Consider the following 26,009-nt stretch of genomic DNA (forward strand, 5'->3'; position numbering starts at 1 on the left):
CTCCAGGCACCGGGCTGTCATGCCGCCGGCGGAGCATGCGTGGGCGATTCGACGCATAGCTCCGCCAGGAACGGCAGTCGCAACATGGCGCCTGGGGCGGTGTATTGCACTTCGGTCAAATGCGCCGGACCGTATCCCGCGCGATATCCACCCTTGCCCCACCCCTACCCAGCCCATTCCCGGGAAGCGCAGCGGTGTTCATCCCGGCAGCACTCCCGTTCATCCGGACAACACCCTATGGTCGGCATAGATTTTCCAAAAGGTGGGGAGGTTTTCCACTTGCCACCACCGCCGGCCTGTGCATACTGCGCCGCTTCATAACTCCTTGCCGTCGGTCCGCCGACGGCTAGGCCCGGGCGGCTGATCCGATCCATGAGGGATGGGGCGCAGCGCCGGACCATGAACAGCCATGGGGAGTGCAATGGCACTTTACGAGTGCGTGCTGATCGCGCGCCAGGACATTTCGGCCGCCCAGGCCGAGCAGCTCTCTGAGCAGTTCGCCCAGATCGTTCGCGACAACGGCGGCACGATCGCCAAGAGCGAATACTGGGGTCTGAAGACCCTCACCTACAAGATCAAGAAGAACCGCAAGGGTCACTACACCCTCTTCAACATCGACGCGCCGGCCGCCGCCGTCGCCGAGATGGAGCGGAACATGAGCATCAGCGAAGACGTGCTGCGCTTCATGACCGTGCGTGTCGACGAGCTCGACGCCAACCCGTCGGCGATGATGCAGAGCCGCAACGAGCGTGGTGAGCGCGGCGAGCGTGGCGATCGTGGTCCGCGTCGCTTCGACGACCGTGGCCCGCGTCCGCCGCGTCGCCAGGAAAACGTTGCCGCCGCCGAAGGGGAGTCCGCGTAAATGTCCGACAAGCAGACCACGGGCGCTCCGGCCCGCACCGGCGGCGCTCGCCGCCCGTTCTTCCGTCGCCGCAAGACCTGCCCGTTCTCGGGCGCGAACGCTCCGGCGATCGACTACAAGGACGTCAAGCTGCTGTCCCGCTTCATCTCCGAGCGCGGGAAGATCGTCCCGAGCCGCATCACCGCGGTCTCGACGAAGAAGCAGCGCGAACTGGCCCGCGCCATCAAGCGCGCCCGTTTCCTGGCCCTTCTCCCCTACGTGGTGAAGTAAGCCCGGCAACGGCCGAACTGTTTCGGTGAAGGTTCTTCAAGGGGTTTCCATGGCCTTGGGTCCGGCCGTTCCGCTGGTGGTCGCCGTCGGCGGCGGTCTGGCGAGCGCGTTCTTCTACCTGTCGGTCACGTTCGGTGGGATGGGTGCGCTGATCCTGGGCTATCTGGCCCCCCTGCCCCTGTTCCTGACGGGACTGTGGCTGGGGGCTCCGGTGGTGGCGCTGGCCGGTCTGGCCGGTGCCGCCGCGGTGCTGCTGGGCACCTCCGGCAGCATGCTGGTGGCGCTGTCCTACCTGGTGACCGGGGCTGCCCCGGCGATCCTGGTGGTGCGGCAGTCGCTGCTGGCGCGCTCGCGGGAAGATGGATCCCTTGAATGGTATCCGCCCGGCCGGGTCCTGATGGGCCTGACCGGGATGGGCGTGGCGGCGCTGCTCGCCGCGGTGATCCTGACGCTCGGAGAGCCCGGTGGGCTCGAAGGGCTGATGCGGCAGACCCTGGCCCGAGTCGTCGAGCCGGCGTTCCGCTCGCAGGGCCAGCCGGCCCCGGATCCCGAGGCATTTTGGGTGGCGGCCGTCCTGCCGGGACTGGTTGCGGTCTCATGGCTTGTCATGACGATCGTCAACGCGGTGCTGGCGCAGGGGGCGCTGATGCGGTTCGGCCGCAACCGGCGCCCTGCCATGCGTCTGGCCGAGCTGGAGCTGCCGGGCTGGTTGGCGCCGCTGTTCGCGGTGTCGGTCGCTGCGGCATCGGCCGTACCGGGAACCGTCGGGTTCCTGGCGGTCAATCTGGCCCTGATCCTGGCAATCCCGTTCGCCTTCGCCGGGCTTTCGGTGGTTCATGTATTCGCCAGCAGCAAATCGGCGCGAACGCTGATCCTGGTTGGCTTCTACATGATGCTGTTTCTCTTCGGGTGGCCGATCCTGCTTTTGGTCGGCCTGGGCATGATCGAGCAATGGATCGGGCTGCGCCGCCGGTTTTCCCCCGCGGCCCCCGGTCAGGAGGACGAGTGATGGAAGTTATTCTGCTGGAGCGGGTCGAGAAGCTCGGCCAGATGGGCCAGGTCGTCAATGTGCGTCCCGGCTTCGCCCGCAACTATCTGCTGCCGCAGCGGAAGGCCATGCGCGCCACCAAGGCGAACCTGGCTGTCTTCGACAAGCAGAAGGCCCACCTTGAGGCCGTGAACCTGGAGCGCCGCAAGGACGCCGAGCAGGTTGCGACCAAGATGGACAAGGTGACGGTCGTCGTGATCCGTCAGGCCGCCGAGACCGGCGTCCTGTACGGCTCCGTGACCACCCGCGACGTCTCCGACGCGCTGACCGCCGCCGGCTATAAGACCGACCGCAAGCAGGTCCAGATCGACACCCCGATCAAGACCCTGGGTCTGTTCAAGCTGCGCGTCGTCCTGCACCCGGAAGTGTCGATCACGGTCACGGTCAACGTCGCCCGTTCGGCTGAAGAGGCCGAACTGCAGGCCCAGCGCGGTGGCATGATCACCGCCGCCGACCTGCGCGACGACGACGACGAGGAAGAGACCTTCGTCGAAGAGAGCGCGACCGAGGAAGAGGAGGGCTGATAGCCCTTCTGCCGTGGCAGCCCCGAAGACGCCTTCGGGGTTCTCGCGGCATCGTCGCACCGCTCGTCCGGAAACCGCCCGCCCCACCTGGGGCCGGGCGGTTTTCCGCATTCAGAGCACGGCGGAGCGGCGGCGCACATAACTCTGCGCATAGGGCGGCAATGCCCAATTGGGTAGCAGTTCTGACCGATTGACGAATTGTCGCACCCCGCCTTGCGCGCGATGCTTGGACGGCACCGCGGAAGGAGTTCGGCATGCTGTTGGTTCGCCTGCTTGCCGCCGCCAAGGGCGACGGAACCCTCAATCTTGTTACGGCCGATGGAAAGCATCATCGGATCGGATCCGGTCCTCCACATCTGACCCTTCGCCTCCATGACCGCAGGGTCGAGCGCGACCTGCTGATCAATCCCCGCCTGCGTTTTGGCGAAGCCTATATGGACGGCCGTTTTTCGATTGAGGGCGGCACCATCTACGACCTGCTGGCGATGCTGATGAGCGGCGCCGAGGTTCAGGGTGCGCTGGGCCGGGCGTTGGAATCGCTGTCGCCATTGCTGCGTCATGTGCAGCAATACAACCCGATGCAGCGGTCACGGCAGAATGTGGAACACCACTACAACCTGTCACGCCAGTTCTATCAACTCTTCCTCGACCGGGACATGCAGTATTCCTGCGCCTATTTCCCGGAGCCGGGGATATCGCTGGACGAGGCGCAGGAGGCCAAGAAGCGGCACATCGCGGCCAAGCTTCTGATCGTGCCGGGCATGCGGGTGCTCGACATCGGCTGCGGCTGGGGCGGCATGGCGCTCTATCTGGCGCGGCACACCGGGGCACGGGTGACCGGCATCACCCTGTCGTCCGAACAGCTGGCGGTCGCCCGCCAGCGGGCGGAGGAGGCGGGGCTGGCCGACCGGGTCGCCTTCGAGCTGCGCGACTATCGCGAATTCGCCGCCGCCCACCGGGGGGCCTTCGACCGCATCGTCTCGGTCGGCATGTTCGAGCATGTCGGCGTGCCGCATTACCGCGATTACTTCGCGGCGGTACGCGAGATGCTGAACGACGATGGCGTGGCCCTGATCCACGCCATCGGCCGGCTCGACGGGCCGGCAAGCACCAACCCCTGGATCCGCAAATACATCTTCCCCGGCGGCTATTCCCCTGCCCTGTCGGAGGTGCTGCCGGTCATCGAGCGGTCCGGCCTGTTCGCCACCGACCTGGAGGTGTTGCGCCTGCATTACGCCGAAACGCTGCGTCACTGGCGTGCCCGCTTCCTCGACCGCTGGGATGAGGCCAAAGCCCTGTACGACGAGCGGTTCTGCCGCATGTGGGAATTCTATCTGGCCGGTGCCGAACTGGCCTTCCGGCTGCAGGGGCACATGGTGTTCCAGGTCCAGGTCGCACGCTCGCTGGGGGCAGTGCCCTTGACCCGCGACTACATGCTGAATGCGGAACGTGACCTTGCCGGCACGGAGGCCAGCCATCCGGTGGAACGGCGACCCTCACGCACGCCGGAGTCGGCGACCTGACCGTTCCAGGCACCGGATTTGCGGCCCCAACGCGGCATTCCGTCGTCAAAGGGCGACAATCCGGCCAACCGGTAATACCAATTGACCATCATGGCCGGGCGCAGGGCCGTGTTGCAAGCGGAATCGTGCGACATCGACGCCTGAGCCACCGCCGCGCCTTCCTTTCCGTCACGGGGCGATGCTATATAACCGCGATTGATTTCCGCCCGGGGTACCGGGGAGCCACCCATGCGGCATGCTCCCCGGCAACAAGCGCCCGCTGGACGACGCGCCCGGCTCCCAAGGAATGACAACGCCCTTACCCGTTCGGGGAGATCTCGCACCCATGACCAAGATCAAGGTAGCCAATCCGGTCGTCGAACTCGACGGCGACGAGATGACGCGCATCATCTGGCAGTTCATCAAAGACAAGCTGATCCTGCCCTACCTCGACATCGACCTGAAGTACTACGACCTCGGCATCGAGAACCGCGACAAGACCGACGACAAGGTCACCGTCGAGTCCGCGAACGCCATAAAGCAGTATGGCGTCGGCGTGAAGTGCGCGACCATCACCCCGGACGAAGCTCGGGTGAAGGAGTTCAACCTCAAGAAGATGTGGAAGTCGCCGAACGGTACCATCCGCAACATCCTGGGCGGCACCGTCTTCCGCGAGCCGATCGTCTGCGAAAACGTTCCGCGCTACGTTCCGGGCTGGACCAAGCCGATCATCATCGGCCGTCACGCCTTCGGCGACCAGTACAAGGCCACCGACTTCGTCGTCCCCGGTCCGGGCAAGATGACGATCAAGTGGGAAGCGGCCGACGGCAGCCAGAAGATCGAGCACGAGGTGTTCGACTACCCCAGCGCCGGCGTGGCGATGGGCATGTACAACCTCGACGACTCGATCGAGGGCTTCGCCCACTCCAGCCTGATGTACGGCCTTGAGCGCGGCTACTCGGTCTACCTGTCGACGAAGAACACGATCCTGAAGGCCTATGACGGCCGCTTCAAGGACATCTTCCAGAAGATCTTCGACGAGACCTACGCCGACCAGTTCAAGGCCAAGGGCCTGGTCTACGAACACCGCCTGATCGACGACATGGTCGCCTCGGCCCTGAAGTGGGAAGGCGGCTTCGTGTGGGCTTGTAAGAACTACGACGGCGACGTCGAGTCGGACGTCGTTGCGCAGGGCTTCGGCTCGCTGGGCCTGATGACCTCGGTCCTGGTCACGCCGGACGGCAAGACCGTCGAGGCCGAGGCCGCCCATGGCACGGTGACCCGCCACTACCGCGAGCACCAGAAGGGCAAGGAAACCTCGACCAACCCGATCGCCTCGATCTATGCCTGGACCCAGGGTCTGGCCTATCGCGGCAAGTTCGACGACACCCCGGACGTGATCAAGTTCGCCCAGACGCTGGAGCGCGTCTGCGTCGAGACCGTCGAGTCCGGCTTCATGACCAAGGATCTCGCCATCCTGATCGGCCCGCAGCAGCCGTGGCTGACCACGAAGCAGTTCCTGGACAAGCTGTCGGACAACCTGGAAAAGAAGATGGCCGCCTGGTCGTAAGGCCGGCGTCGTCTTCAGTCGGCGCTTTCTTCACGAGGGTGCGACGCCGCGTCCGGGTCAAACCGGACCGCGGCTCGGCTAGGGTTCGAGCGGGGAGTTTCGGCTCCCCGCTTTTTTCTTGTCCGAATTTGAAAAGGAACGAACCCGATGTCCAACGATCTGTTCCGCGTCGCCGTCATCGGTGCCGGCGAAACCGGAACGCCGCTGCTGCGCAAGCTGCTGGCCGCTCCCTTCGTCGAACTGCTGGGTGTGGCGGATCTCGATCCGGAGGCGCCGGGCATGCGCCTTGCCGAACACCGGGGCGTGAAGACCACCACCAACTTCCATGATCTGGCGGAGCTGGGCGATGGTCTGGATGTGCTGATCGATGTCACCGGCGTGCCAGCGGTGCGGGAATCGCTGCGCAAGGCGATGCAGGAGACCGGCAACCACCACACCGTGATCGTCCATGAGATGGTGGTGCAGCTGATGCTGTCGCTGTTGAACGGCGAGCTGGTGCGGTTGAAGCACGACACCCAGGATTACTGAGGCACGCTGTTGCGACGGGGGCGGCATTTGCAGCCTCTCCGAATTGGCTCATGATGGAGTGTGAGGGCGTCTGCGACGGCGCCCGTCCATGTCAGGAGCGGCGATTGATGGAACTCGGCATTCTGGTCATCGCGGCGTTCGTGCTGGTCGTCATTCTGGCGATCACGAGCGTCCGCACGGTCCCCCAGGGCTTCAACTTCATCGTCGAGCGGCTGGGTCGCTATCAGGAGACTCTGCATCCCGGCTTCAACGTGATCTTTCCAGTCATCAGCTCGATCCGGGCCAAAGTGGACATGCGCGAGACGGTGGTGGACGTGCCGTCGCAGAGCGTCATCACCAAGGACAATGCCGCGGTGACGGCAGACGGGGTGCTGTACTTCCAGGTGCTGGACCCGATGAAGGCGACCTACGAGGTCAACGACCTGCAGCGGGCGATCCAAACGCTGGCGATGACCACCACCCGGACGGTGATGGGCTCGATGGACCTCGACGAATTGCTGAGCCAGCGCGAGGCGATCAACGCCAACCTGCTGCGTGCGGTGGATGAGGCGACCGCCTCCTGGGGTGTGCGGGTGACCCGCATCGAGTTGCGCGACATCACCCCGCCCGACGACATCGTCCAGGCGATGGGCCGGCAGTTGAAGGCCGAACGCCTTCGCCGTGCCCAGATTCTGGAGGCGGACGCCGAGAAGGAAAGCCAGATCCGCATCGCCCAGGGCAAGCTGGAAGCCGCCAAGCTGGAGGCAGAAGCGCGCGAACGGCTGGCGGAGGCCGAAGCCAAGGCGACGCGGCTGGTGTCGGAAGCGGTGGCGCAGGGTTCGAACCAAGCGCTGGGTTACTTCCTCGGTCAGAAATACATGGAGGCGCTGAAGGCCTTCGCCGCCTCTCCCAACCAGAAGACGATGATCCTGCCGGTGGAACTGGCCGGCGTGGCGGGTGCCCTGTCGGGTCTGGGCGAGTTGCTGCGCGACGCGACCCCGCCGAGACCACCGGAGCCTCCCGCCGCCGCCAAGCGCAATCCCTGGTCGGTGCCGCCGACCGCATCCGCTGCGGATGGGGAGTGACGGATGTCGCCTCTGCTTTGGGGAGCGTTGGGCGCCGTGCTGATCGCGGCCGAACTGGTGATCCCCGGCCTGTTCCTGATCTGGTTCGGCGGGGCGGCGATGCTGACCGGATTGGTCACCGCGCTCTGGCATGACTGGGGGCTGGTCAACGAGGCCGGATTCTTCACCGTCGCCGCCGGGGCTGCCGTTGCCGTCGCGATGGTCCATGCGCGCCGCCGCAATGCGTCGTCGGAAAGCGATGCTGCCCGGATCAACGACCGCGCCGGTCAGTTGGTCGGCCGCGCGGTGACACTGAACGAGCCGATCGTCAACGGTCAGGGCCGGCTGTTCGTCGGCGACACGCTGTGGTCGGTCGAGGGACCGGATCGGCCGGCTGGGGCGGCGATGCTGGTCACCGGCCATAAGGGGATGGTTTTGGTGCTGCGCGATGCGGCGGAGGTCCGATAGAGCCCCTCCCCGCGCACACAGCCGGCCCACAAATCACCCAACAAAAAAGCCCGTCTCTCCCCCGAGAGCGGGCTTTTTTGTTGGGTATCTTGCCGAACTGTCAGGCGGCGCCGACGTTGCGGTCTTCCTCACGCTTCTTGCTGCCCGACGCCGGCTGATAGGCCAGGGCGGCGTGCTCCGCGCAATAGGGCATGCCCGCCAGGGCGGTCTTGCCGCAGAAGTGGAAATCCTGGTGCTTGGGGTCGCCGACCGGCCATTTGCACATCCGCTCGGTCAGAGCCAGGATGGTCGCGCCGCGCGTCGGCTTCTTCTTGATGGGCGACGGCCGGCCCGACAAGCCCAGGCGATGGGCCTTGCCGATGACCGCGTTGCGGGTGATGTCTCCCAGAATGTCGGCGATCTCGCTCGCGCTCAAACCCTGGGACCAGAGATCCTTGAGCTGTTGAATCCGCTCGTCCGTCCAACTCATCCCCGAGTACTCCCGATCCGGTGTCCGGTTATGCTGTGGCAAACAGGTCACGGTCTAGTGCCGTTTTCCATAAGCCGCAACATTTTGTGCCAGCCGGTGAGGAAGCTACCAGATGACGGCCGCGGACGATAGGGGGGCGCGGCAACATTCCTGTTGATAAGTCCGTGGCTAGACTCACGAATTCAGCGCGCCATAGACCTCCTCGGCGACGCCGGATAGGGTATCCCGATCGGTCTCTCCGGCGACGGCCAGCGCCAACCCATTGTCCTGCCAATACAAAGCGCGGACGCCGCCATCCTGGGCAAACCGGAACGCTGAACCGGAGGTGTTGGGAGAGGGGCGGATATACAACGTGATGCGACGCCCGGCCGCATCCTCGTACATGTACATTGCAACAGGTCCAGCGGAATCGGCCAAAAGCCGGCCGCCGATCAGCTGGTACCCCCCTCGTGTGACTTTTGGGCAACGCATATTCTTGCCCAGCCGCTTGGACAGCCAGTTGACCAGATGCGCCTCCTCATCGACGCCGATCTCGACCGGATGGCGGACCTCGACGGAGAAGACGCGGTGGGCGGCAACGGCATCGGCGATGAAGGCGGCGGTCGGCGGCTCGGTCCGCACGCCGATGCGGTCGCGCATCAGCCAGCCGCTGGCGCCGCCGGCGACGAACACCAGAAGGGAGGCGGCAATCGCCGTTCCCCACCAGACAGCACGGCCACGGGCAGGAAGCGGCTTTTCGGAATGGTCGCGGGCGGTAAAGGGTGGGGTCAGGCGGTCGGGCAGAGGCTGGTCGATCAGCGGACCGAAGCTCTGCCCAAGCAGGGAGCGCTGGGCACGGTAGCGTTCGAAGCGCTGGGCGACCTCGGGATTGTCGGCGAGGTGGCGTTCGACAGCGGCCTGCCGTTCCTCCGGCAATTCGCCATCCAGCCAGGCATGCAGTTCGGCTTCGGTCACGGGATTGCTGAAGCCGCTCATCACTTGATCCTCCTGACGACCTGCTGGGTTCCACCGTCCAGCAGGACCCTCAATTTTTCGCGCGCCCTGGCCAACCGCGACATCACCGTCCCGATCGGCAACTCCAAGACCTCCGCCACCTCGCGGTAGGACAGCCCCTCCATTCCCGTCAGCAGCAGGATGGTGCGGTGTTCGTCGGTCAGCTGGGCGAAGGCGCGGACAAAGTCGCGCACCGCCCCGCGGTCGGCCGGCGGGGCGCTCAGCGCCAGATCGTCGGCCAGTTCCTCCACCGGCACCTCCGCCCCGCGCCGCCGCCGGCCGCGCTGGCTGGAGATGTGCAGGTTGTGCAGGATCGTCATCAGCCAGCCGCCGAGCTTCGACGGGTCCCGCAGCGCATGCCGGTTGGCCAGCGCCTTCTCCACGCAGTCCTGCACCAGATCGTCGGCGTCCGGCCGGTTGCCCACCAAAGCGGTGGCATAGCGCCGGAGCCGCGGCACATGCGAGGCGATGGCGCGGTCGTCGATGTCGGGCGGGCTCATGTCGGGTCCGGAGATGGCGTCGTCGTCAGTCATGACGCCCTGCCCTGCCGCTTTATTCCCACTCCGCCCATCGCATCACTGGCCCGGCGACGAGAAGCCGGCCTTGCCGTCGAAATTGCTGAGATTCTCGGTCTGGGTGAAGTCGATCCCGGCCGCGGCCAGCCGGCCCAGCAGCTCGACGATGGCGCCATGCTGCACCGGACCGTGTTGAGACAGGAAGCGGCAGCGCCAATGGTCGGTGCAGAAGACATCGGCATTGCCGTCCGGCCAGACCCGCTGCGAGCGGTTGGAGATGCTGGTCAGCTTCAGCGCATCGGTCGACAGCGGCAGCACCAGCTCCGCCAGATCGTCGGGCAGGCCGCCGGACCAATGCAGGAAGATGTCCACCCCGACCAGTTCCTTCAGCGCACGCACGCGCGGGGAAAGCCGGTTGATGCCGTCATAGGCCGGCCTTGCGGTGGAATAGCCAACCGGCGGCATGGTGACCGGGGTCTGGCCCAGCCGCTCCACCACCGCTTCGGCGAAGGCGGCGGTGCCGGCCCGGACCCGGCCCAGCCCGCGGGCATAGATGTCGGCGGTGTGGATGCCGTCCTCGATGGTCTTCAGCCACGCATTGTGGATGCGTGCGGCGATGTCGCCCTGGCCGATATGGACCAGCATCATCACGGCGGCCATCAGCAGGCCCGAGGGGTTGGCGATGCCCTGCCCGGCGATCATCGGGGCCGAGCCGTGGATCGCCTCGAACATGGCGCAGGTCTCGCCGATGTTGGCGGAACCGGCCAGCCCGACCGAGCCGGTCAGCTGGGCGGCGATATCGGAAACGATGTCGCCGTAGAGGTTCAGGGTGACGATGACGTCGAAGCGCTCCGGCTGGTCGGCCAGCCGGGCGGCGCCGATGTCGACGATCATGTGGTCGGCCTTGATCTCCGGATAGTCGGCGGCGATCTCGTAGAAGATCTTCAGGAACAGCCCGTCCGTCATCTTCATGACGTTGTCCTTGACGAAGGCCGTCACCTTTTGCCGGTGGTTGGAGCGGGCGAAGTCGAAGGCATAGCGGACGATGCGCTCCGACCCCGGGCGCGAGATCAGCTTGACCGACTGGATCACGTCGTCGGTCTGGCGATGCTCGATGCCGGCGTAGAGGTCCTCCTCGTTCTCGCGGATGATGACCACGTCCATGCGCGGGTGCCGGGTCCGCACATAGGGGTGGTAGGAGACGCAGGGGCGGACGTTAGCGAACAGGCCCAGCGTGGTGCGGGCGACGACGTTCAGCGACTTGTTGCCGTATCCCTGGGGCATGGTGATCGGCCCCTTGAGGAAGACCCGCGTGCGGCGGATCGATCCCCAGCCGGCGGCATCCAGCCCGCCGGGATGACCCCGCTTGTAGACGGCCTCGCCTGCCGGAACCTCTTCCACCTTCAGCCGCGCGCCGGCCGCATTCATCACATAAAGCACGGCATCCATGATCTCCGAGCCGATGCCGTCGCCGCGTGCGACCGTGACGGGGGTGATATCGCGCATGCACTCACTCCAAGGGGACGCGCGACCGTAGACGCAAACAGGGGCCTTTTTCAATGGTTGGAGGCAGCGACGGATCGCAGCATCGGGTATGGCGCACTCCCCGCTCCCGGCTTTGCGGAAGCGGGGAGTGCGCGCGTCCGGTCAGTGATGCGCCCCGGCGAGGCCGCCGCGGCCGTCGGGCACGCCGATGCTGACATTCTGCATCATGCCCTGGTCCTCATGGTCGAGGATGTGGCAGTGCAGCACATACTCGCCGATGAAGCGCTCGTAGCGGGTGCGGACCGTCACCTTATAGACGCCCTTCGGCGGCTCGGCGGAGGTCAGCGCGCTGCTGTTGTCGCTCTTCACCCAGATGGTGTCCTTCCACACGCCCTTCATGCCGGCATAGTCCGGATCGCCGGAACCGGGCTCGCTGACGTCGCGGCCGTCCGGACCGATGACCGAGACGATCTGGAACGGGTTGACGTGGATGTGGAAGGGATGGCTGACGAAGTAGGAGGCCAGCTCCCACTGCTGGGCAGTGCCCAGCACCACCGGCCGGTTGTCCACGTTCGGCCGGTAGGCGGCGGCTCCCTTCGGGCCATAGGTGCCGTCGGGATTCTCCACCACCTCGAAGCTGTCGGCAACCTGGAACAGCGCGTTGGTGCGCTTGCCCCCTTCCGGCGGCAGGTTGATGAAGAAGGTCAGCTCCTGCTTGGGCTGGTGCATCACCTCATGCTCGGTGATCGGCCGGTGGGCGGTGAACTTCGAGAAGCGCGGGCAATAGGGAGTATCGACCATCGTCTTGGCGAAGCAGCGGGCGGTCAGCCCGTCGATGACCTCCTTGGCGACCGACGGCGCGTATTTCGTCGCGTTGACCGACAGCCGGCGGATGGTCTCCTTCACCGGATCCTTGACCACACGGTCGCCCTTCACCCGGACGAAGCCGAGCACGCCGGTGGAGGTGGCGGTCTGGTCCGGGCTGGCGTTGGCGGCGGACGGCTTGTTGATGACGCAGTAGATGCCGGGTTCGGGGAAGTTGACCAGCAAATCGTCGCGGTAGCCCGGCTGCATCGGCACGCTGGTGCGCACCTGCCCTTCCTCCATGGTCAGGCCGTCGGAGGCCGCCAGGATGTAGGGCACCGGCTGCCCGACGCAGCGTTCCTTGGCGAAGCGGTCCTGGCCGGCGGCCGACAGCGTCTTCTCGCTCTGGAAGAAGCCGGTCGGGTCCAGCTTGCGGAACTCCACCGTGATGGGGGAGCGGACGCCGCCATGGATCAGGCGCCAGCGTTCCGGCTCGCCGGTCCTGGCGTTGGCGAACATCGGACGGACGCGGCCGTTGACGGTGGTGAAGCGCCCGGACTGCTCCCAGGTGCCCGGACCGAACTGGTCGTAGGACACGACCTCGCCCACCTCGCCCGGCGCGCAGCTCCAGTCGATGGAGCCGTCGGCGTTGGTCTTCAGCTTGCCGTCCTTGGTGCAGGCGTAGGGGATCTGCTCGAACAGCAGGACCCGGTCGGTCATCGCCACGCCCTTGGGGCTGGTCAGCAGGGTGTCGAGATCGCCGTTCGCCTCGCGCGTCGGCGGACGGTCGCCGCGGATGATCAGCGCGCCGGCCATGCCGCTGCCGACCTGGAGGGCGGTCGAGCCGTGGCGGTGCGGGTGATACCAGAAGGTGCCGGCCGGATGGTCGGCCGGGATGTTGTACTCATATTCGAAATCGACGCCCGGATTGAGCGAGATCAGCACATTGTCGCTGTTGCCGGTCGGGCTGACCCAGACGCCGTGGCTGTGCAGGTTGGTGCCGTTGAAGCAGTGCGGGGTGTTGATGTCGGCCGGCGCCTGGCTGGTGCAGTTCGGGTCGGCCGGCAGGTCGTTGTGCAGCTTGATGCGCACCGTGTCGCCCGGCGTCGCTTCGATGGTCGGCGCGACATAGGGATGGTTGGGGTCGACGTTGGTGCCGCGGTAGCTGCGCAGCCGCACCGCGTCGGGACGGCCCTGGGCGGGGTTGCGGATATAGCCGTCGGTGAAGGACACGAACAGGTCGTAATTGCGTGCCTGCCCGGTGTGCGGACGGGCGGTCGCCTGCGGCTGGCGCATCAGGAGAGAGCCGACGCGCGGCGATTCGGAATTGGTCAGCAGCGGCGGATTGCCGATGGCCTCGCCGGCCGGTTCGGCAGCGTCCTTCGTAGTGGTGGCGGCCAGCGCGCCGGTTGCGGCGCCCAGCGCCAGGGGCATCAGCAGGCCCAGCAAATATACATGCTTCATGAAATTCTCCCTCGATACCGTCCTATATCGAGAGATATGATTCTTGATAATTGATCTTTGCAACGCAAACACACGCTTAATCATATGCCGCCATGCCCGGCCCTGGCCGGGTCGGGAGTCCGTCGCCCCGCAGCGGAAGAACCGGCCGACGCAATGCAGGGTGGCGCAGCACAATTCATCACCGCTTATTGCTTGCCTGAGCCGCGGAATTCCGCTCATTGCTGCAACCGTGACGGCGGTCTGCCGCCGTGACCCAGGCTTTTGCACAAGACCCGACCGATCAGCCGGACCGAACGCGACATCATGAGCGACGCCCCCATTCGGAAGCCTTCCACCGGCCACCCTGCGCATCCCGGCCGGAGCCTGATCGCATCGGCGATGATCGGGCTGATCGCGGGCATCGACAATCTGGGCAACGGGCTGGCGATTGCCGCATTGCTGTTCACCGGGCCGCTGGCGGCCGGGCTGGGCGCCGGGGTCGGCGTGGTGCTGCTGAGCGCCGCCATCCTGGCGCTGCTGGTCGCCCTGCGCAGCACGCAGCCGAATTCCGTGGCGCTGGTGCAGGAGACCGGCGTCGCCATCCTGGCCTCCACCGTCGCGACCATGGCCGCCGGGCTGGAGGGCGCGCCGGAAGGGGTGAGGATCGCCACCGCCTTCGCCATCCTGGGCGGCAGCACGCTGGTGACCGGACTGCTGTTCTGGACGGTGGGGCGGCTTCGGCTGGGGCGGCTGGTGCGGTTCTTTCCCTATCCGGTGGTTGCCGGCTTCCTCGCCGGGTCGGGCTGGCTGCTTGTGGAAGGCGCGCTGGCGATGGTCAGCGGGCGGCATGGGCTGGGTGCCGGCCTCGCCGGGCTGGCGGCGCCGATGGTGGCGGTCACCGCGGCGGCGGCGGTCGGGCTGGCCGGGCTGCTGGTCCTGGCGATGCGGCGCAGCGACAGCCCCTTCACCATGCCGCTGGTCCTGCTGGCGACGGCGCTGGCCTTCCATGCCGGGCTGCCCCTGCTGGGGGTGACGGCGGAGGAGGCGCGCGGCTGGGGCTGGCTGCCCGGCGTGGCCGGCGGCGGCGGGTTCAGCCTGCCGGTGCCGACGGAGGTGCTGGCGCTGGCCGATTGGGGCCGGGTGGCGGCAGCGCTGCCGGCGATGGTCTCCGTCGCGGTGCTGGGCATGCTGGGCCTTCTGCTGAATGTCAGCGGCATCGAACTGGCGCAGGGGCGCGACATCGACGCCGATGCGGAGCTGCGCGGCACCGGGGCGGCCAACCTGCTGGCGGGCGCGCTGGGCGGGCCGTCCGGCTATGTCGGGCTGGGCATGACCCTGCTGGCCGGGCGGATGGGCGCCACAGGACGCGGCGCCGGGCTGGCGACCGCGGCGGTGATCCTGGGCGGGCTGTTCGTTGCGGGGTGGCTGGTGTCGGTGACGCCGGTGTTCCTGACCGCCGGGCTGATCCTGTTCCTCGGCGTCGAGCTGTTGCAGGAGTGGCTGATCGACGCGCGCCGCCGGCTGCCGCGGACGGAGTGGCTGATCGTGCTGGCCGTGGTGCTGGCGATTGCCGGGATCGGCTTCATGGAGGGGCTGGCCCTGGGGCTGGCGGTGTCGCTGGCGATGTTCGTCTACAGCTATTCCCGGCTGCCGGTGATCCGCGGCCGGCACAGCGGGGCGGAGCTGCGCAGCCGGGTCGACCGCAGCCCGGCGGCCAGCCTGCATCTGACCGGCGCCGGGGCGGCCATCGAGGCGATGCAGTTGCAGGGCTATCTGTTCTTCGGCACCGCCGAGCAGATCGTCGGGCCGGTGCGCGACCGGCTGGAGCGGGCCGGCGGAGATGCGGGCGGGCAGGTGGGCGCGCAGCCGCTGCGTTTCCTGATCATCGACTTCCGCCACATCAAGGGCATGGATTCGGCCGCCGCCGGGGTGTTCCGCCGCATCCGCAACCTGATCGAGGCGGCCGGCGCCACGCTGGTGCTGAGCGCCCTGCCCGACGCGGTGGAGGACGCCTTCCGCAACTGCGGCCTCGACCCCGACAGCGACCCGGTGCTGCGCCGCGCGCCCGACCTCGATCATGCGCTGGAATCCTGCGAGGAGGCGCTGCTGGCCGGAAACGGCGCGGATGGTGGCGGAGCGGACGCGCCGCTGCTGCGCCATCTGGAGGCGATGACCGGCCCGCACCCCCGCTTGGCCGATGCGGTGGCGGCGCTGGACACCCTGCATCTGGAGCCGGACGAGGTGCTGATCCGCGCCGGCGAGGCGGCCAGCGACATCTTCATCGTCGGGCGCGGCCGGGTGAAGGTGCAGATCGTCCTGCCCGACGGCCGCAGCCTGCGCCTGCGCACCATGACCGCCGGGGCGGTGGTCGGCGAGATCGCCCTGCTGCTGGGCCAGACCCGCGGCGCCGACGTGGTGGTGGAAACCCCCGCCACCATCCACCGCCTGACCGCGGCGACGCTCGCCCGGCTGGAGCGCGAGGATCCGGAACTGGCGCTGGTCCTGCACCGCATCCTGGCGACGACGCTGGCTCAGAAGGTGACGCTGGCGAACCGGCTGATCGAACAGGCGGCGGTTTGACGCGGCGATCTGGGGCGGGGTGCCGGCGCTGCGGCGTGGGGCGGATGGAACGTCTGAAACGCCGTGAACCGTTTTCCGGGCGGCGTTCCACTGTCGCATCCGCTCAGCGGCGGCGGGGGAACGCCCCTTCCCCGCCCTGGCGCTCCAGGGCCGAGCCGAGGTTGGGATAGGGATCGTCGGGGTTGACGGTCCAGGGATAGACGCCCTTCGGCCCCTCCGCCTCCGGCCGGGCGATGATAGCGGCGATCACCTTGGGGTCGGGCGGGTTGTGCTCGCGGATCGCGCCGGGGATGCTGTCGTCGTCGAGACCGGGCAGCGGAGGCTCGGGCGGAGCGGGGTCTGCTGCCGCGGTGACAGGGTTGGCCGGGTTGGCGGCAGCGGCCTGCCTGGCGGCGGGATCGTCGAAGTCCTTGAACAGGCCGAGCCGCTCGGCCAGCCAGCGCACGGTGGAGGGATCGCCGGAGGAGACCAGCCGCTCGATCTGCTCGGTCACCAGGGCGCGGAGCGAGCCGAGCCGAAGCTCCGACTCCCGGTTCAGCGCCTGCCGCTCCCACCAGACGCGATGGCGGAACGCCTGCGACCCGTAATAGGCCCGCCACAGCGTGGTGCGGCTGCACCCCAGGGTGCGGGCGACCTGCTGGAATGACGCGCCGCGCGCCAGCATGCCGGCGGCCATCACCCACTGTTCCTCGTGGAAGCGCGAGCCGGGAACGAGCGAGCCTTCGGGCGGGACCGGCGGCTCCTCGGCCCAGCGGGGGAAGTGGTCGGTGGGGTGGGCGGCGTTGGGGGGCAGGCAGTCGGGCATGGGGCGTCTCCGCGGGTGGGTGGGTGGACGCTCCTATTTCAGCGCAGGTATCGTGCAGTTTATAGGAAAAAAAACATATTTTGCCGATTGGCGTCGGATATGGGAGACGCCGCAACGGTGGGACAGGCTGAACCCGACTGAGCCAGCGGTTGGGCCATCGGTCCCGACTGTGATGGAAACGGATTGCGAGCACTCAGTACGGAAGGATCGCCTCCGATTTGGAAGAGTATTTCTCTTCAAATATCGCAGGAGAGAACACTCGCCATACATTTGAATATGAATGAGAGAACAATATAGAAATCCACGCAATGGTGTTCCATAGAAATAGAATACAATTGTAAAATTGACTATTTGTAACTTTTGCCCTGATAATCACGCGATTCTTTTTGAATCAATTCTGACGTTGAAAGTTATGAGGATTAATGCGAATTTTTGTTTGCACAAAACGACACGATCTTTTGTGCTTTGTATTCAAATCAATCATAGAATTTGGGAGTATAGAAATGCGCTCTTCTTTCAAGGCGGGCATGATCGGCACTGTTCTGTCCATCGCGATGTTTGCGGCCGGTGGCGCCCATGCCGACACCGTGGTCATCGCCTCCCATGCCAGCATCGGCTCGCCGGTCCAGAATCCGTCCGCCAGCATGACGTGGGCCGCCAACCCGACCACCCCCACCCTGACGGTACAGGTGGCCGGCAAGACCTGCTCGCTGGTCAGCTCGGCCCAGGCGATCGGCGCGACCGGCTGCAACTATTCCCTGAACGTCGGCCCGGACGGCACCATCACCGGCGCGCTGACCGCCGGCAACCCGGGCTGCACGCCGACCGCCCAGGTCGCCAGCAGCTGCAAGTGATGCGGTAAAAGTCGGCGGGCCAAAGCTCCGCCGACAGTGCGATCCGGCCAAGCCCCATACGCACGTTCCCCGCAGAGCGGGAGCGGATGGTGGGTATGGCCGGATCGCCCGTGTTTGGACTGTGCCGGAGGCCTGCTCCGCCTCTCGCGCCCGGCCATGCACCGTCGAGCCCGCCAAGCGTCAGGTGGACCATCCGTCCTTCCATCGGGCTGGAGCAGGCGGGTGCTTTCCGAATGGTCCCAGTTCTGCGGCGGGGTCGGGTTCAGCGACGCCGCCCTGGCACAGACCGACAGCAGGCGCTGCATCCACACCTGCCCGGCTTCCTCGTTCCAAGGCTCGACGCTGCCGCCGGGATAGACGATCTCGCAGGGGCCGATGGCGGCGTCGCCGACGAAGTCCGGCCGCGCGGCATGTCATTGCCCATTGCGGGCAGAGCGATGAGGCATGGTCGCAGTTGAAGGGAAAACCAGACCGGCGGAGGTGTAGCCTCCGCCGGCTTCACCGTCATGTGGGATCGGCAATGATCCTCGAACGCGAACCGTACAGGACCAGAACCTTCTGACTGACGGCGAACGCAGGGGCGTTGCCCTGGACAACCGTCAGGAGGGCGCCGTTGTCGGTCTGGACGACATACTCCATCCCATCCTGGCGCGTGGCGGCATCCTCCGCCATCGCGCCGATCACGCCGCCGACCAGCGCACCCCCCACCGCTCCGACGATGTTGCCGCGGGGACCGCTGCCCATCGAGGAACCGGCGGCCCCACCGGCGATAGCGCCGGCACCGGCGCCGAGACCGGACTGGGTCCCGCCGATGGCAACCGGGCGGGCGCTGATCACCAGGCCACGGACCGTGCGGTTGACCTGCCCGACCGAACCCGCCGCATAGCTGTCCGGCGAGATGTTCGGCGCGCATGCCGTCACCATGGCACAGGCGCCGAGGACCGACAGCAGCAACAGCCCGCGGCCGGTCACGATGTCGGCACTCCCTTGCCCTGGACGGGCGCCGTCACGCCGGTCGCCGGAATCATCGGCTGATTCAGCTTCGTCGTTTCAAGCTGCTGCAGGAACTGCAGGATGTTGTTCTGGATCGAGCGGTTGACGCTTTCACGCTGACGGACCGTGGCGATGTAAGCATGCTCGAATGGAACGGTGCCCTTGCTGTTCACGTCGGTCGTGAGAATGATCGAACCGTTGGAACGGTCGATGACTTCATAACGCGCACCGGTCTCGGTCGTGAACTCGCCACCAATACCGGGAATATCGAGCTTGAGCACCTTGACCGAAATGGACAACTTCTTCGGGGCGTCGTCCTTGAAGATCGCCATCTTCGTCAGCGCTTCCTCAAGGGACGTCTTCCACATGGGAGGGACGATTTCCAACCCATTCGGCAACTCGCCTGTCGCCTCGTCCGGGCGTGCAATCGCAACCGTGATCGATTTGACTTCCGCGTCGAGCTTGACCTTGGACGGGCCGACATTCGGCACCGAGAAGTTGAGCGGTGGCATCTGCGCGCCGCAAGCCGACAGGGTCAACGCCAGAAATGCCGCCAAAGAGATTTTTCTTATCACTTTAATTCTCCAAAAAGGCTACCTCCTTCGAGAATTCTCTAAGTTACTTTAAGTTGTCAATGTCGTATCGTATTCAGGTATTTTTAACCAACATTTGCGCGTAACAAAATTATCGATACTCATCCTCCCACACACCTTAACGAACAGTGTGCGCACTCACCTCCCCAACTCCCGCATAGCGCCGTCCAGCCCCTCCAGCGTTAGTGGGAACATCCGTCCTCCCATCAGGCGCTGGAGCAGGCGGGTGCTTTCCGAATAGTCCCAGTATTGCGGCGCGGTCGGGTTCAGCCACACCGCCTTGGCGTAGACCGACAGCAGGCGCTGCATCCACACTTGGCCCGCCTCCTCGTTCCAATGCTCGACGCTGCCGCCGGGATAGACGATCTCGTAGGGGCTCATGGCGGCGTCGCCGACGAAGACCAGCTTGTAGTCGGCGGGATAGGTGTGCAGCACGTCCCAGGTCGACAGCCGCTCGGTGTGGCGGCGCGCGTTGTCGCGCCAGACGCCCTCATAGACGCAGTTGTGGAAGTAGAAGTGCTCCAGATGCTTGAACTCGCTGCGGGCGGCGGAGAACAGCTCCTCGACGAGGCGGATGTGGTCGTCCATCGAACCGCCGATGTCGAGGAACAGCAGCACCTTGATCGTGTTGTGCCGCTCCGGGACCATCTTCAGGTCAAGCCAGCCGGCGTTGTTGGCGGTGGCGCGGATGGTGCCGGGCAGGTCGAGTTCGCTGGCGGCGCCGCTGCGGGCGAACTTGCGCAGGCGGCGTAGCGCCACCTTGATGTTGCGGGTGCCGATCTCCACCCGGTCGTCCAGGTTCCTGAACTCGCGGCGGTCCCACACCTTGACGGCGCGGCGGTGGCGGCTCTCGTGCTGGCCGATGCGCACGCCCTCCGGATTGTAGCCATAGGCGCCGAAGGGTGAGGTGCCGGCGGTGCCGATCCATTTCGATCCGCCCTGGTGCCGGCCCTTCTGCTCGGCCAGACGCTGGGCCAGCGTCTCCATCAACTTGTCCCAGCCGCCGAGCGCCTGGACCTGCGCCTTCTCCTCGTCGGTCAGGAAGCGTTCGGCCAGCTTGCGCAGCCATTCCTCCGGCAGGTCGGTGACGGGAACCTCCTCGCCGGCCGGCATCTCGTCGGTCAGGCCCTTGAAGGTGGCGCCGAAGACGCGGTCGAAGCGGTCGAGGTTGCGTTCGTCCTTAACCAAGCATGCACGACTGAGATAATAGAAATCCTCGACGCGGAAGGACGCGGTGCCCTGCTTCATGGCCTCCATGAGCGTCAGGTACTCCGTCAGCGAGACGGGCACGCCGGCCTTGCGCAGATCGAAGAAGAATGACGTGAACATGGGCGCGGTCCTTCGGCATCGGGAGTTTCCCCAGGAGCGGAGGATACTGCAATGCCCCAGCCGAGAGAACAGCATGACCTTGCCAACCGCCTCCCCGACAGGCGCGCCCCTCCTCGATTTCGCCCGCGCGCTGGATTTCGCCGCGCACAAGCACATCGACCAGCGCCGCAAGGGCGTGCGCGCCGAGCCTTACGTCAACCACCTGTCGGAGGTGGCCCTGCTGGTGGCGGAGGCGACGGCCGGCAGGGACCCGGTGGTGGTGATCGCGGCGCTGCTGCACGACACGCTGGAGGACACCGACGCCAGCTATGAGGAGATCGAGCAGCTGTTCGGTACCGAGGTGGTGCAGGTCGTCGCCGAGACCACCGACGACAAGCGCATGTCGAAGGCCGAGCGCAAGCAGCACCAGATCGACGCCGCCCCCCATGCCTCGACCCGCGCGAAGCTGGTCAAGCTGGCCGACAAGGTGTCGAACCTGCGCTCCATGGCGCACAGCCCGCCCGCCGACTGGCCGCTGTCGCGCAAGGTCGAGTATTTCGAATGGGCCCATGCGGTGGTCGCCGGGCTGCGCGGCACCGACGCCCGGCTGGAGGCACTGTTCGACCGCGCCTATCACGACGGGCTGGCGGAGCTGCGCGGCCAGACCGTTTGAGACCGCTTGAAGGCGGCGGCGGAGAAAACCGGAGCCGGATTGACATTGCGCAATGCGGCTCCATCACGGAAGTCTTATGGAGAAGGGACGACGCTGACGCCACCCGTGCCGCTGACGGCCGAGGAAAGATGCCATGTCCCTTCGCCAAGAAGACACCCCCCTCACCCGCCGCCCCGACCCTGCCGGCAAGCACGCCGCCAAGACCCACGCCGGGCCGCAGGAGGAACCGGGACGCCACTGGTTCATCGACCGGCCCAAGGTCTATGCCGCCGACGTGAAGGGGCGCTTCCGGCAGCTGAAATGGGCGGTGCTGATCGTCCTGCTGGCGGTCTACTACATCACGCCGTGGCTTCGCTGGGAACGCGGGCCGGGCATCCCGGACCAGGCGGTGCTGATCGACATGGTCGGACGCCGCGCCTATTTCCTGTGGATCGAGATCTGGCCGCAGGAGGTCTATTACCTGACCGGCCTCTTGATCCTCGGCGCCTTCGGCATCTTCTTCGCCACCACGCTGGCCGGGCGCATCTGGTGCGGCTATGCCTGCCCGCAGACGGTGTGGACCGACCTGTTCATGTGGGTGGAGCGCAAGATCGAAGGCCCGCGCACCACCCGCATCCGGCTGGACAAGGCGCCGATGACCGGGGCCAAGCTGGCGCGCAAGACCGCCAAGCATGCGGCGTGGGTCGGCATCTCGCTGCTGACCGGCGGGGCCTGGGTGTTCTACTTCAACGACGCGCCGACGCTGATGAACGAGCTGCTGCACGGTGAGATCACCAGCGGGGTGGCGACCTTCATCGCGCTGTTCAGCTTCACGACGTATTTCTTCGCCGGCTGGGCGCGCGAGCAGATCTGCATCTATGTCTGCCCGTGGCGCAGCTTCCAGTCCGCCATGGTGGACGAGGACACCTTCCTCGTCACCTACGAGGACTGGCGCGGCGAAGGCCGCGCGCCGCTGCGCAAGTCGCAGGGCTGGGAGGACCGGCAGGCGGCGGGGTTGGGCGACTGCATCGACTGCAAGCAGTGCGTCCATGTCTGCCCGACCGGCACCGACATCCGCGAGGGCCAGCAGATCTCCTGCATCGGCTGCGGCCTGTGCGTCGATGCCTGCAACGACGTGATGCGGCAGATCGGCCGGCCGATCGACCTCGTGCGCTTCGACACCCAGTCGAACCAGATCGCCAAGATCGACGGCAAGCCGGAGCGGGTGAAGCTGGTGCGGCCGCGCACGGTGATCTATTCGCTGATCATGCTGGTCGTGCTCTGCGCCATGGGCATCGCGCTGATGCTGCGGCCGACGCTGGACGTCAGCGTGCTGCGCGACCGGGCGCCGCTGTTCGTGACGCTGTCCGACGGGTCGGTGCAGAACGCCTACACCATCAAGGTGCTGAACAAGACGCACATCACCCGCAGCTATGCGGTGAGCTTCGAGGGCTTGCGCAACGCGCATCTGTCGGTGGCCGGCGATGAGGCGGCCGGCAGCGGCGGCAGCCTGACGCTGACCGCGGAGGCGGACTCGGTGGCGACCTTCCGGGTGTTCGTGAAGGTGCCGGCGGCGGCGGTGAAGTCGGGGTCGACCGATGTCGCGGTGATCGCCAAGGATCTGGGCAGCGGCGAGGCCGGCAAGCACGCCAGCGTGTTCATGGCGCCGTAGCCTCCCCTGTCCAGGGGTCGTTCCCTCTCCCCGGGGGGGAGAGGGTTACCGCTCCGAGGGAGAGGTTCTACGCCCCCGTCACCTTGGTTCGGGTCCGCTTGACCGTCGCCGGGGGCGGGGCGTCGCCGGTGGGGTCGTCGAGTGCGCTCAGCAGGCGCTCCTTGATCTTGGACAGCTTGCCGTCATGCGTCACCTTCAGGCCGAAGACGTCCTTCACATAGAAGACGTCGATGGCCTTCTCGCCGAAGGTCGAGACCTTGGCCGAGCTGATCTGCAGGGTCAGGTTCGACAAGGCGCGGGTCAGGTCGTAGAGCAGGCCGGGACGGTCGCGGCCGTTCACCTCGATCACCGTGTGGGTGGTGGAGGCGTTGTTGTCGATCAGCACGCGCGGCGGCACATGGAAGACGCGGGTGCGGCTGGCATGGGGCGTGCGGCGGGTCGACAGGTCGTTCAGCGGCTTCAACTGGCCCGACAGCACCTTCTCGATCATCACCGACAGCTTGGCGAGCTTGTCGCCGCTCTCGAAGGCACCGCCACCGGCGGCGTCCTGCACCGAGAAGACGTCGAGCGCCATGCCGTTGGTCATGGTGAAGATGCGGGCATCGACGATGTCGGCCCCGCAGGCGGCCAGCGCCCCGGCAAGGCGGGAGAACAGGCCGCTGTGGTCGGTGGCGTAGATCGTCACCTCGGTCACCGCCCGGCCGCGGTCGACGCGGGTCTCCACCGTCAGCGGGCGCTGCTCGCGCTCCGCCTCGCGGACGATGCGGGCCTGATGGGCCAGCGTGTCGGTGTCGAAGGCCAGCCAGTAGCCGGGATAGCCCAGCCCCTTGTGATGTTCGAAGGCCGCCTCGTCGAAGTCGGTCAGCTCGGCGCGCAGTGCGGCCTGGGCGGCCTGGATGCGCCGGCCGCGGCCCTCCACCGTCATGCCGCCCGACATCAGCTCTTCGGAACGGTTGTAGAGTTCGCGGAGAAGCGTGGCCTTCCAGTTGTTCCAGCGCTGCGGGCCCACCGCGCGGATGTCGGCCACCGTCAGCACCAGCAGCAGGCGCAGGCGCTCCGGCGACTGGACCAGCGCCACGAAGTCGCGGACGGTCTTGTCGTCCTCCAGGTCGCGCTTGAAGGCGGTGTGCGACATGGCGAGGTGCCAGCGCACCAGCCACGCCACCGTCTCCGTCTCCTCCGCCGTCAGGCCGAGGCGCGGGCAGAGCTTCTCGGCGACGCGGGCGCCCAGCACCGAATGGTCGCCGCCGCGGCCCTTGGCGATGTCGTGCAGCAGGACGGCGACGTAGAGCGCCCGCTTCGACACCACCTTGTGGATCACCTCGGTCGACAGCGGCAGCTCGTCGGCATGGTCGCCCGACGCGATCTTGTGCAGGATGCCGAGCGCGAACAGCGTGTGCTCGTCCACCGTGTAGACATGGTACATGTCATACTGCATCTGCGCGACGACCCGGCCGAAGTCGGGGATGAAGCGGGCCATCACGCCGGCCTCGTTCATCCGGCGCAGCGTGATCTCCGGATCCTTCGGCCCGGTCAGGATGTCGAGGAACAGACGGTTGGCATCGGGGTCGTTGCGCAGCTTCGGGCCGATGGCCGACAGCGACCGGGTGATGGAGCGCAGCGCCGCCGGGTGGATGTCGATGTCGTTCATCTGCGCGGTGTGGAACAGGCGGATCATGTCGATCGGCTGTTCCTTGAACTGCTTGTCGCTGCGGGCGTTCAGCCGCTCGCCGTCGACGATGAAGCCGTCCACATCCTTGCGCCGGGCGACCGAGGCCAGACGCAGCAGGTTGAACTTGGGCGGACGCTTCGATTCCGCTTCCAGCGCCGCGCAGAAGATGCGCGTCAGGTCGCCGACATCCTTGGCGACCAGGAAGTAATGCTTCATGAAGCGCTCGACGCCCTTGGTGCCGGCATGGTCGGTGTAGCCCATGGCGGCGCCGATGCTGGTCTGGACGTCGAAGGTCAGGCGGTCTTCCAGCCGGCCGGTCAGGTAATGCAGGTGGCAGCGCGCGGTCCACAGGAAGTTCTGCGCCTTGGCGAAGCGCTGCGCCTCCTCCGGCGTCAGCACATGCTTGCCGACCAGCTCGTCCACTCCCTCGACGCGGTAGAGATACTTGGCGATCCAGAACAGGGTCTGGAGATCGCGCAGGCCCCCCTTGCCGTCCTTCAGGTTGGGTTCCAGCACATAGCGGCTGTCGCCCATCTTCAGGTGGCGGTTGTCGCGCTCGGCCAGCTTGGCCTCGACGAATTCGGGACCGGATCCTGCGACGACCTCCTTGTCGTAGCGCTTGCGCAGTTCGGCGAACAGCTTGCCTGGACCCCAGAGATAGCGGGATTCGAGAATCGCCGTGCGGATGGTGACGTCGGCCTTGGACTGGCGGATGCACTCGTCGATGCTGCGCACGGCATGGCCGACCTTCAGCCCCAGATCCCACAGGATGTAGAGCATGTATTCGACCACCTGCTCCACCCGCGGCGTGCGCTTGTAGGGCAGCAGGAACAAGAGGTCGATGTCGGAGAAGGGCGCCAGCTCGCCGCGGCCGTAGCCGCCGGTGGCCACCACGTCGAACACCTCGCCGGAGGTCGGGTTGGCGGTGGGGAAGATGAAGCGGACGGTGAAGTCGGCCAGCGTGCCGACCACCCGGTCGGCGAGGTAGCAGTTCTCCCGCACGCACTGCTCGCCCGAGCCGCCGGCGTCGAAGCGCCGCCGCACCTCCGCCCTGCCCTCGGCCAGCGACTTGCGCAGGCAGGCGATCAGCGCCGGGCGCAGCTTGTCGCCGGTGCCGTGTTCGGCGACCAGATCCTCAAGCTCCCCCGACAGCTTGCGGCGGGAGATGATGGCGCGCTTGTTCGGGATGGCGGGCGCGGGCGACTCTGGCGGGGGCGGCGCCTTGGAGCGGGACAGCATCGGTCGGGAAAAACCTCGGCTTCTAAAGCGGCGTGCAGGCGATCCGGATGGCCGCAACGGCCGCACTATAGCGGTAAAGCCTTCAGGTAGCACGCCCGCACTGGAAAACCAGGGTCC

Annotated in this window: 23 protein-coding genes; 13 read left to right on the plus strand and 10 right to left on the minus strand. The window is 66.6% G+C overall.

Features of this window, described 5'->3' with window-relative positions:
• Positions 1-421: 421 nt before the first annotated feature.
• From rpsF to VH569_RS09670, 9 genes are all read left to right on the plus strand, one after another.
• Positions 422-862, plus strand: a complete 441-nt coding sequence (gene rpsF / locus VH569_RS09630) for a 30S ribosomal protein S6 (RefSeq protein WP_109047679.1) — start codon at positions 422-424, stop codon at positions 860-862.
• Positions 863-1,132, plus strand: coding sequence for a 30S ribosomal protein S18 (gene rpsR, locus VH569_RS09635; RefSeq protein WP_012974291.1), 270 nt, complete (start codon positions 863-865; stop codon positions 1,130-1,132). It begins immediately after the preceding gene.
• 49 nt (positions 1,133-1,181) lie between these two features.
• Positions 1,182-2,141 (plus strand): DUF2232 domain-containing protein, encoded by a 960-nt coding sequence (locus VH569_RS09640; protein ID WP_098740030.1) that lies wholly within the window; start codon positions 1,182-1,184, stop codon positions 2,139-2,141.
• Positions 2,141-2,704, plus strand: coding sequence for a 50S ribosomal protein L9 (gene rplI, locus VH569_RS09645; protein ID WP_423315148.1), 564 nt, complete (start codon positions 2,141-2,143; stop codon positions 2,702-2,704). The genes VH569_RS09640 and rplI overlap by 1 nt, the downstream gene beginning before the upstream one ends.
• Before the next feature lie 254 nt (positions 2,705-2,958).
• The gene (locus VH569_RS09650; RefSeq protein WP_423315149.1) at positions 2,959-4,227 is read left to right on the plus strand and encodes a class I SAM-dependent methyltransferase; all 1,269 of its coding nucleotides are present in this window, start codon (positions 2,959-2,961) and stop codon (positions 4,225-4,227) included.
• Positions 4,228-4,552: 325 nt separating this feature from the next.
• Positions 4,553-5,776, plus strand: a complete 1,224-nt coding sequence (locus VH569_RS09655) for an NADP-dependent isocitrate dehydrogenase (RefSeq protein ID WP_423315150.1) — start codon at positions 4,553-4,555, stop codon at positions 5,774-5,776.
• Between the two features lie 147 nt (positions 5,777-5,923).
• The gene (locus tag VH569_RS09660; protein WP_423315151.1) at positions 5,924-6,304 is read left to right on the plus strand and encodes an oxidoreductase; all 381 of its coding nucleotides are present in this window, start codon (positions 5,924-5,926) and stop codon (positions 6,302-6,304) included.
• Between the two features lie 107 nt (positions 6,305-6,411).
• Positions 6,412-7,368: an SPFH domain-containing protein gene (locus tag VH569_RS09665; protein WP_423315152.1), complete on the plus strand. Its 957-nt coding sequence runs from the start codon at positions 6,412-6,414 to the stop codon at positions 7,366-7,368.
• 3 nt (positions 7,369-7,371) lie between these two features.
• Positions 7,372-7,815 (plus strand): NfeD family protein, encoded by a 444-nt coding sequence (locus VH569_RS09670; protein WP_423315153.1) that lies wholly within the window; start codon positions 7,372-7,374, stop codon positions 7,813-7,815.
• A 100-nt stretch (positions 7,816-7,915) separates the two neighbouring features.
• Here VH569_RS09670 and VH569_RS09675 read toward each other — a convergent pair whose 3' ends face one another.
• From VH569_RS09675 to VH569_RS09695, 5 genes are all read right to left on the minus strand, one after another.
• A complete protein-coding gene (locus tag VH569_RS09675) occupies positions 7,916-8,284 on the minus strand; it encodes a GcrA family cell cycle regulator (RefSeq protein WP_098740035.1) in 369 nt (122 codons plus the stop codon).
• A gap of 174 nt (positions 8,285-8,458) precedes the next feature.
• A complete protein-coding gene (locus VH569_RS09680; protein WP_423315154.1) occupies positions 8,459-9,259 on the minus strand; it encodes an anti-sigma factor family protein in 801 nt (266 codons plus the stop codon).
• Positions 9,259-9,810 carry an RNA polymerase sigma factor gene (locus VH569_RS09685; protein WP_423315155.1) on the minus strand — a complete coding sequence of 184 codons (552 nt, stop codon included), beginning with the start codon at positions 9,808-9,810 and terminating at the stop codon, positions 9,259-9,261. The genes VH569_RS09680 and VH569_RS09685 overlap by 1 nt, the downstream gene beginning before the upstream one ends.
• A gap of 42 nt (positions 9,811-9,852) precedes the next feature.
• Positions 9,853-11,298 (minus strand): NADP-dependent isocitrate dehydrogenase, encoded by a 1,446-nt coding sequence (locus VH569_RS09690; protein ID WP_423315156.1) that lies wholly within the window; start codon positions 11,296-11,298, stop codon positions 9,853-9,855.
• A gap of 141 nt (positions 11,299-11,439) precedes the next feature.
• Positions 11,440-13,545, minus strand: coding sequence for a multicopper oxidase family protein (locus tag VH569_RS09695; protein ID WP_423315157.1), 2,106 nt, complete (start codon positions 13,543-13,545; stop codon positions 11,440-11,442).
• A 303-nt stretch (positions 13,546-13,848) separates the two neighbouring features.
• On the opposite strand from VH569_RS09695, the gene VH569_RS09700 reads away from it, so the two are divergent.
• Complete coding sequence (locus VH569_RS09700; protein ID WP_423315158.1) at positions 13,849-16,104, plus strand: SLC26A/SulP transporter family protein; 2,256 nt, start codon at positions 13,849-13,851, stop codon at positions 16,102-16,104.
• Positions 16,105-16,207: 103 nt separating this feature from the next.
• Here the strand turns inward: VH569_RS09700 and VH569_RS09705 are convergent, their stop codons facing one another.
• Entirely contained in the window at positions 16,208-16,909 is a 702-nt protein-coding gene (locus VH569_RS09705) for a hypothetical protein (protein WP_423315159.1), read from the minus strand.
• A 503-nt stretch (positions 16,910-17,412) separates the two neighbouring features.
• Between VH569_RS09705 and VH569_RS09710 the strand changes: the two genes are divergently transcribed.
• Positions 17,413-17,763, plus strand: coding sequence for a hypothetical protein (locus VH569_RS09710; protein ID WP_423315160.1), 351 nt, complete (start codon positions 17,413-17,415; stop codon positions 17,761-17,763).
• 504 nt (positions 17,764-18,267) lie between these two features.
• On the opposite strand, the gene VH569_RS09715 is transcribed toward VH569_RS09710, so the two are convergent.
• The 3 genes from VH569_RS09715 to VH569_RS09725 form a co-directional block, all read right to left on the minus strand.
• Positions 18,268-18,735, minus strand: a complete 468-nt coding sequence (locus tag VH569_RS09715) for a glycine zipper 2TM domain-containing protein (protein ID WP_423315161.1) — start codon at positions 18,733-18,735, stop codon at positions 18,268-18,270.
• Positions 18,732-19,313, minus strand: a complete 582-nt coding sequence (locus tag VH569_RS09720; protein WP_423315162.1) for a hypothetical protein — start codon at positions 19,311-19,313, stop codon at positions 18,732-18,734. Before VH569_RS09720 ends, VH569_RS09715 begins: the two co-directional genes overlap by 4 nt.
• 174 nt (positions 19,314-19,487) lie before the next feature.
• Positions 19,488-20,678: a vWA domain-containing protein gene (locus VH569_RS09725; protein WP_423315163.1), complete on the minus strand. Its 1,191-nt coding sequence runs from the start codon at positions 20,676-20,678 to the stop codon at positions 19,488-19,490.
• Positions 20,679-20,751: 73 nt separating this feature from the next.
• Here VH569_RS09725 and VH569_RS09730 point away from each other — a divergent pair, with 73 nt between their 5' ends.
• Both VH569_RS09730 and ccoG read left to right on the plus strand, forming a co-directional pair.
• Positions 20,752-21,330: an HD domain-containing protein gene (locus tag VH569_RS09730; protein WP_423315164.1), complete on the plus strand. Its 579-nt coding sequence runs from the start codon at positions 20,752-20,754 to the stop codon at positions 21,328-21,330.
• Between the two features lie 133 nt (positions 21,331-21,463).
• The gene (gene ccoG / locus VH569_RS09735) at positions 21,464-22,981 is read left to right on the plus strand and encodes a cytochrome c oxidase accessory protein CcoG (RefSeq protein WP_423315165.1); all 1,518 of its coding nucleotides are present in this window, start codon (positions 21,464-21,466) and stop codon (positions 22,979-22,981) included.
• Between the two features lie 67 nt (positions 22,982-23,048).
• On the opposite strand, the gene VH569_RS09740 is transcribed toward ccoG, so the two are convergent.
• Entirely contained in the window at positions 23,049-25,892 is a 2,844-nt protein-coding gene (locus VH569_RS09740; protein ID WP_423315166.1) for a [protein-PII] uridylyltransferase, read from the minus strand.
• Positions 25,893-26,009 lie beyond the last annotated feature (117 nt).

Origin of the sequence: Azospirillum sp. 11R-A (assembly GCF_049472615.1) — a bacterium.
Taxonomy (GTDB): domain Bacteria; phylum Pseudomonadota; class Alphaproteobacteria; order Azospirillales; family Azospirillaceae; genus Azospirillum; species Azospirillum palustre.